8 protein-coding genes and 1 pseudogene are annotated in these 6,326 nt (G+C 63.0%); 4 read left to right on the plus strand and 5 right to left on the minus strand.

The window, feature by feature from the left end:
• The coding region (locus BLP73_RS18750) for a transposase (RefSeq protein WP_139166042.1) at positions 1 to 271 on the minus strand (271 nt) is incomplete at its 3' end.
• Between the two features lie 151 nt (positions 272 to 422).
• On the opposite strand from BLP73_RS18750, the gene BLP73_RS19235 reads away from it, so the two are divergent.
• Positions 423 to 1,073, plus strand: coding sequence for a hypothetical protein (locus BLP73_RS19235; RefSeq protein ID WP_139166043.1), 651 nt, complete (start codon positions 423 to 425; stop codon positions 1,071 to 1,073).
• A gap of 65 nt (positions 1,074 to 1,138) precedes the next feature.
• Here BLP73_RS19235 and BLP73_RS19860 read toward each other — a convergent pair whose 3' ends face one another.
• The gene (locus BLP73_RS19860; protein WP_245686764.1) at positions 1,139 to 1,348 is read right to left on the minus strand and encodes a winged helix-turn-helix transcriptional regulator; all 210 of its coding nucleotides are present in this window, start codon (positions 1,346 to 1,348) and stop codon (positions 1,139 to 1,141) included.
• Positions 1,349 to 1,806: 458 nt separating this feature from the next.
• Here BLP73_RS19860 and BLP73_RS18760 point away from each other — a divergent pair.
• The 3 genes and pseudogenes from BLP73_RS18760 (at position 1,807) to BLP73_RS19555 (ending at position 3,492) form a co-directional block, all read left to right on the plus strand.
• Positions 1,807 to 2,490 (plus strand): annotated as a pseudogene (locus BLP73_RS18760) (IS6 family transposase).
• Between the two features lie 124 nt (positions 2,491 to 2,614).
• Positions 2,615 to 2,872 carry a hypothetical protein gene (locus BLP73_RS18765; RefSeq protein ID WP_090748510.1) on the plus strand — a complete coding sequence of 86 codons (258 nt, stop codon included), beginning with the start codon at positions 2,615 to 2,617 and terminating at the stop codon, positions 2,870 to 2,872.
• Positions 2,869 to 3,492, plus strand: a complete 624-nt coding sequence (locus BLP73_RS19555) for a Fic family protein (RefSeq protein ID WP_217630739.1) — start codon at positions 2,869 to 2,871, stop codon at positions 3,490 to 3,492. The genes BLP73_RS18765 and BLP73_RS19555 overlap by 4 nt, the downstream gene beginning before the upstream one ends.
• A 182-nt stretch (positions 3,493 to 3,674) precedes the next feature.
• Here the strand turns inward: BLP73_RS19555 and dctP are convergent, their stop codons facing one another.
• From dctP to BLP73_RS18785, 3 genes are all read right to left on the minus strand, one after another.
• Positions 3,675 to 4,661 carry a TRAP transporter substrate-binding protein DctP gene (gene dctP / locus BLP73_RS18775; RefSeq protein WP_090748515.1) on the minus strand — a complete coding sequence of 329 codons (987 nt, stop codon included), beginning with the start codon at positions 4,659 to 4,661 and terminating at the stop codon, positions 3,675 to 3,677.
• A 32-nt stretch (positions 4,662 to 4,693) separates the two neighbouring features.
• Positions 4,694 to 5,569, minus strand: a complete 876-nt coding sequence (locus BLP73_RS18780) for an SMP-30/gluconolactonase/LRE family protein (protein ID WP_090748517.1) — start codon at positions 5,567 to 5,569, stop codon at positions 4,694 to 4,696.
• An 86-nt stretch (positions 5,570 to 5,655) separates the two neighbouring features.
• Positions 5,656 to 6,326, minus strand: a 671-nt coding sequence (locus BLP73_RS18785) for a 4-hydroxyphenylpyruvate dioxygenase family protein (RefSeq protein ID WP_175453449.1), incomplete at its 5' end; no start/stop codon positions are given.

Here is a 6,326-nt window from a genome sequence, read left to right on the forward strand (position 1 = left end):
TTCCCGAAGCGGCTTCCCGAAGGATCAACTTCTCGAGCGTGAGGTCCGACACGGCCTTCCGGAGCCGCTCGTTCTCCTTCTCCAACTCCTTCAGCCGCTTCACTTGGTTTGTCTTCAGCCCGCCATACTCTTGACGCCACCGGTAGTAGGTGAACTGCGTCACGCCAATTGAGCGAACCGCCGCGGCCACAGACTGACCCTGCGATACCAACACATCGACTTGCCGGAGCTTCGCTACAATCTCTTCGGGCTTGTGCTTCTTCTGGGGCATTGCTTGTCCTCCATCTGGCTCGAAAGCCTACTTCAGGGAGGACCACTTTTCAGGGGGCAGGCCACAGCCATGATCTTGTGAGAACGCTTGAAAAACCTCTATTCAGTATCCCGGAGCTGGAACGACCGTCACTGTCGTGTCATGAAGCGCCATGACACGACGCGCATCCACCACCCGCAAGAAGCTTGTGCTCTTCCTCTTCCTGTCAGGCTCGATGGTCCTTGTCAGCTTACTAGCAGTGCTTCTTCCATCCAGCATAATCGACCTCGCGTTCAAAGAGGGCGGCCTTGTCGAGGCCGCCTCAGCTGCCGCCCTGGGACTGGGGGCTCTGATCCTGCTTGGCGATCTGCTTCGTGATGGACGATCGGATCAGTGGCATCTTGCTTTGCTTACGGCTGCGCTTGCCCTGCGGGAGCTGGATATGGATAAAGCTCTTACCGAACATGGGATACTGTCGGCACGCCTATATTCCGGTTCGGCACCCGTTGAGCAGAAGATCTTGGGCGCGTTGATCCTCACCACACTTGTCTGGACTGCTCTACGTCTACTACGCCGCGATCTTCGGCCGTGGGTTGCTGCCCTAAAACGCGACGAGAGTAGGGCGTGGCTATTGGGTGCGGCATTCGGACTTTATGGTGCGGCGAAGGCACTGGACGGAGCAGGACGAAAGCTTGCGCCCTGGGGCATCGAACTGTCAGACGCAACGAGCCGCTTTGCAGCCCGCGCAGAAGAAGGAATGGAAATGCTTGCGGCCCTTCTTGTTTTTCTCGCATGTCTCAGCTGGCGGCGTCTTCGGGCCTGAGAAACCACCTTCAATCATCGATAAGGTTCTGAACAGTCAGGCACAGCTCCGGGTGCCAGAACGCGTCATCGGCCGCGCCGGGACGTCGCCCGCACCTGCAACTGGTCCAAGGCGTCGGCGTTATTGCGACCCCAGGCATAGGCCAGTTCGACCAGACCTACGAAACGCAGGCCAAGCGGGGTGAGACTGTACTCGACCGCGGGCGGCACTGTGCCTTGGACATGGCGATCGACCAGCCTGCTAACCTCCATCTCGCGCAGGGTCTGCACAAGCATCTTCTTCGAAATCCCCGGCAAGCTGCGCAGCAGGACACCGTTTCGCGCCGCCCTCGGTGCTGAGCGTGCAGCGTGTGCAGGATCATGCTGGTCCACTTGGTGGTGAAGATCTCCATCGTGCGGCGGGGGGCTCAATCCTCTCGCCAGTCCGTCTCGTCGCTGCCGGGCTGCATGTGGTAACCTTTCGGTGGCTATGTCCCAACTCGGTGCCGTCTGGCACGAAGGTCGCGCGGTGACTAGCTCCGCCTGGAACGCAAAACCAGGAGAGACCCATGACACAGACTGCATTGGTCGTCGGCGCGACCGGCATCCAAGGTCAGGCCATTGCCGCGCAGCTTGTCCATGAAGGCTGGACTGTCCTCGGCCTCAGCCGCAATCCCCTGCTGTGTTGCAATTTTGCTGATGCTCCAGCCTGGACTACAGTGCGTCAGGTGGAGCGGCATGATGGGGAGGATGTGATGACGATCTCGTTCAAGGGCACTCTCTTTCCAAAGAACATCATCCTGCACGCCGGCTTCTTTCAGCTACGCTACGGAGTGTCGTACCGCGACCTCGAGGAGATCATGGCGGAGCGTGGAGTGAAGGTCGACCATGCGACGCTCAACAGATGGGTCGTGCGCTATGCCGGGCAGGTCGCTGAGGATGCGCGTCGGCGCAAGCGGCCTACCGACAGATCCTGGCGCATGGATGAGACCTACATCAAGGTGAAAGGTCAGTGGGTCTATCTCTACCGCGCCGGCGACAAAATCGGGCAGACGCTGGACTTCATGCTCTCGGAGCGCCGGAACAAGCCTGCCGCGATCAAGTTCTTCGCCCGCGCGATGGAGGTGAACGGCCTGCCGCGGAAGATCGTCATCGACAAGAGCGCGGCCAACACCGAAGGCATCAAGGACATCAACCGGATGTTGAAGCGCTTTGGCTGCCCGGTGCCAATCGAGATAGTGCGGATCAAGTATCTCAACAATCTCGTCGAGCAGGACCACCGCTTCATCAAGCGCCGGGTAAGGCCGATGCTCGGCTTCAAGAGCTTGAAATCAGCGTAGGCGACCACTGCCGGGATCGAGCTGGTCAACATGATCCGCAAGGGCCAGTTCCGGCCCGAGCTCCGTCCGTTTCAGCAATTCTGCCAGATCGCTGCCTGAAGCCGAGCAGTCGAATACCCTCTGCACCTGTTCGCAATGTTTGCGACGGAGCCTCCGAGACCCCCAAAACGGCGCTGATCCGGCGGACCTGAGCCACTGGCGCCAGGCGCAGGCGGCGCTAGCCGTGCCGCTGGCGGAGGCCGCCGGGGCGCTTGGCCGGCTGGACGCGACGCTTGTGGCTCTCGACGCGGCGGCCGCGGAAGGGGCGGTGACGCGGCTCGCCTTGGCCGAGGCGGAGGCCATGCTCTGGGCCGGCGGCATCGTCCTGCCGCGCGAGGAGATCGGCCGCGACGCTTTTGGATGCGCGCGCGGCCAGCGATCCCGAGGCGATGCGGCTGGCGCGGTGGGCGCTGCGGCGGCCGGACGGGCAGGAGGGGGGTGACCGACCTGCCGGCCTTCCTCGGCCTCCACCGAGCCAGGCGCCGCGGCGCGGCTGCGCGGGCCGGACTTCCCGCGGGGAGCAGCGGGCTATCTCTCCCGCCTCGACGCGGCGGAGGAGTTGCACCCGCTGGCGCGCGGCTGTCGGGCGGGCTGCTCTGGCGGCAGGCCGGGCTGTCGCCGCCGGACCGGGTGATCGAGCCGGCCGTGCATGCCGGCCGGCTGATGGCGCAAGGCTGCGAGCTCATGCCCTTCGCCCCGCTCGGCGCGGCAGAACGCCGACACTGGACCCTTGGCGGTCCAGTAGAGATCCGGCTCGCAGCACATCTCTCTGCGGTCCGGACCGGCGCACGGGCGGCGCGGGAGGAGATCCGCCGCATGGAGAGCTGGGCGGTGGAAGCCCGAGAGGCGACGACCGGTATCCGGGGCGAAAACGCCGACCGGGTGATCGCGGTTTTCGCGGCGTGCCCGCTGGTCTCGGCGGAGGACGTGGCCGCCGGGGCCGGCATCAGCCGGGTGACCGCCGAACGCATGCTGAACCGGGTGACGGCCATGGGCGTGATCCGGGAGATCACCGGCGCCGCACGCTTCCGGCTTTGGCGGGCCAACCCATCCGCGGCGTGAGGCAGCTGGGCATCCGGTCCAATAAATCCGTCAGACGTGCTGCAGTGACGGGCGGAGCAAGAGCTGACGGAGGCCTGCCTCTACTCATCGTCGCGATGTGAGCCGCACAATGGCGCCCTTCAGCCGGCTCGAGATCGCCCGTAGCCTCTTCGGTCACGGTCTCCTGATCCGGCAGCGGACGCTTAAAGTTCGTTGATTGCGTCAAGCATTCCCTCTGGCCAAGCCTGTGACAGGGGCGAGTTCAGATACTGCTCCTGTGCATAGCTTTGGAATGCGCCAACATCAGGCTCGTAGACGTCGAGGCCTGCTTGCTTGAAGAACTCGACCAGCTCATCTTCCTGTCTCAGATACTCGGCCGTACTCCACTCGAACGCCTTTTCTGCGGCCGCCTGAACCCTCTCCTGCTGCTCCGTTGTCAAGGTGTCGAATAGCTCAGCCCGCATGACTAACAGGCCAAAGCCAATGTTGTGGCGCGTCAGAACGATCTGGTCAGTGACCTCGTGGAAGCTCATGAGACGGTTGTTTGGGAGCGGGTTGTCTTGTCCATCGATCACCCCCGTCTGCAAGGCCGTGTATGTTTCGGCGTAAGCCACCGGCATCGGATTTGCGCCGATGGCCGTTCCAAGGAACTGCCAGCTGTCGCCGCCAGGCATGCGCAGCCGTACCCCGCTAAGATCCTGCGGCGTCTCGATCCGCTTTCTCCCGCGCAAGTTCACATGCCGCGCGCCGTAATATGCCGGAGCAAGAATAACGACGCCGAGCTCTTCACGCGCCAATTGACGGAAGGTGTCACCGACCTTGCTGGAGAAGATACGTGCGAGATGTTCGGCATCCCGCACGACGTAGGCCGCTCCCAGGATATCGAACGCCGGCACCTGCACAGCAAAATCAGATGGCGGAAGCAGGGCCATGTCCAAGTTTCCCCGCTGCACCGCCACAAGCTCGCTGCCTTGTGAAAAGAGGTTGCCGCCAAAGTAGGGCTCGAAGTTGAACTCTTGCCCAAGCTCCGGCGCAAAAATGTCCACCAGGGCCACCGAGCGAGGAGCATCGGCCGATGTGACGTCCGAGAACTTTAGGTTCACGGGGGTCTGTGCTCGCCCCATCCATGGGGCCATGGCAAACATGCTGCTGCAGATCAGCACCTGGCGCCGGTTCATCGAGATCTTCATATCGCTCTCCTTGGGAATGTGGTGGCATGCGGTTAGAGTGCAAAGCGGTTCTCGGGCAGACCCTTGCCGACCCCCTCGATGGCCAGCAGGCTGCCGGCCAGCGGCTCCGCTGCTCGCTGTTCGTCCGTCAGGAATTTCCAAGCCGTAGTGACATAAAGCGTATCCAGTTCCGATCCGCCGAAGCACAAGCAGGTAGGGTTTGTGACTGGCAGCTCGATCACGCGGTCTAGACGCCCGCCAGGCGTGTATCGCCCGATCGTTCCCCCGCCAAAGAACGCCATCCAGATGCAGCCGTCTTGATCGATGCAGGTACCGTCAGGGCGCTGCCGATCGGAGGTGAAATCGGCAAAAGGCCGGCGGTTGTGCAGAACGCCATCGTCCAGATCGAGATCAAATGACCATGTACGATGGCGACGCGTGTCCGTGAAGTACAGCGTCGTGCCTTGCGGCGAAAAAGCGATCCCATTGGACACAATAACGTCGCCAAACGCCCGCACGACTGTTCCGTCCGGATCAACGCGGTAGAGCGATCCGTTTGGACGGTGCAGCGCGTTGTCCATCGTGCCGATCCAAAGACGCCCGCGTTGATCCACCCTGCCGTCGTTCAGCCGGTTGTCGAGGCCTTTCTCCACTTGAGCCAGCGCGACCAGTGGAACATCGGGCAACCGGCGGTGGTGCAGCCCTAGGTCAACCGCCAGGAGCAGCCCACCCGTCTCACATAGGGCACAGGAACCAAGGAAAGACGCGGCTTGGCTCTGCTGCTTATGAACGCCACTTGCGGGGTCAAGGCAGTGCAGTGTCGGCTCTTCGATATCGACCCACCACAAGCGATTGGTGCGCCCACACCAGAGGGGCGTTTCACCCAAACGGTTGTTCGATTGGTAGGCGACTTCAACGCGTGTCGTCATCTGACATTCCCATCTGCTGCATTGTCCATCGCCGCTTTTCCTATCGGTGCCCGGGGGGTGATCGCAGACTTCCCAGTTACGTGCCGCTATCGCCTTGGCATCCCCGCAGGCCGGGCGGCGCGCTTTTGTGCGGCGATGCGGAAGGGGGCGTTGGGGGCGCCATAGCCTGCGTAGTCGCCTTGGCGCTGGACGATCTCGAAGAAGAACCCGTCCTCGCGCGGCTGGCTGTAGAGCTGGAAGAACTGCCCGCCCGCGTCCTCGTCATACATGATGTTCGCTGATAGCATCCGCCCCACCACTGTGTCGTCCAGCCCGAACCGCGCCTGCATGTCGGCGTAGTAGTTCGCGCCGATGCGCAAGGCGGCGAACCCTCGCGCTGCCAGCGCCTCGGCCGTGGCGAAGATGTCGTCGGTGGCAAAGGCGACATGCTGGACCGAGGCGCCGAAGCTGTCTTCGATGAAGCGGCCGGCGAGGGTGTGGCGCGCCTCGGCGCCGTTCAGCGTGACCCGCAGGCCACCCGCGCGGATCGCCTGGCTGCGCACCAGCCCGTCGGGATCGGCCACGTCCACCATCGGCGCCTTTCGGGCGTCGAAGATCGCCGTGTAGAAGAGCGACCAGCTGAGCATTTCGTCATAGGCCATGGTCTGGCCGATATGGTCGATGCCGGTGATCCCGGCGCCAAGCTCCGCGGGGGAGGCGGCGAAGTCCACCTGCCAGATGCCGGCAAGGTCCGCGCCCTCGTCCAGAAGCCGCAGCA

The sequence above is a fragment of the Paracoccus tibetensis genome (assembly GCF_900102505.1).
Lineage (GTDB): Bacteria > Pseudomonadota > Alphaproteobacteria > Rhodobacterales > Rhodobacteraceae > Paracoccus > Paracoccus tibetensis.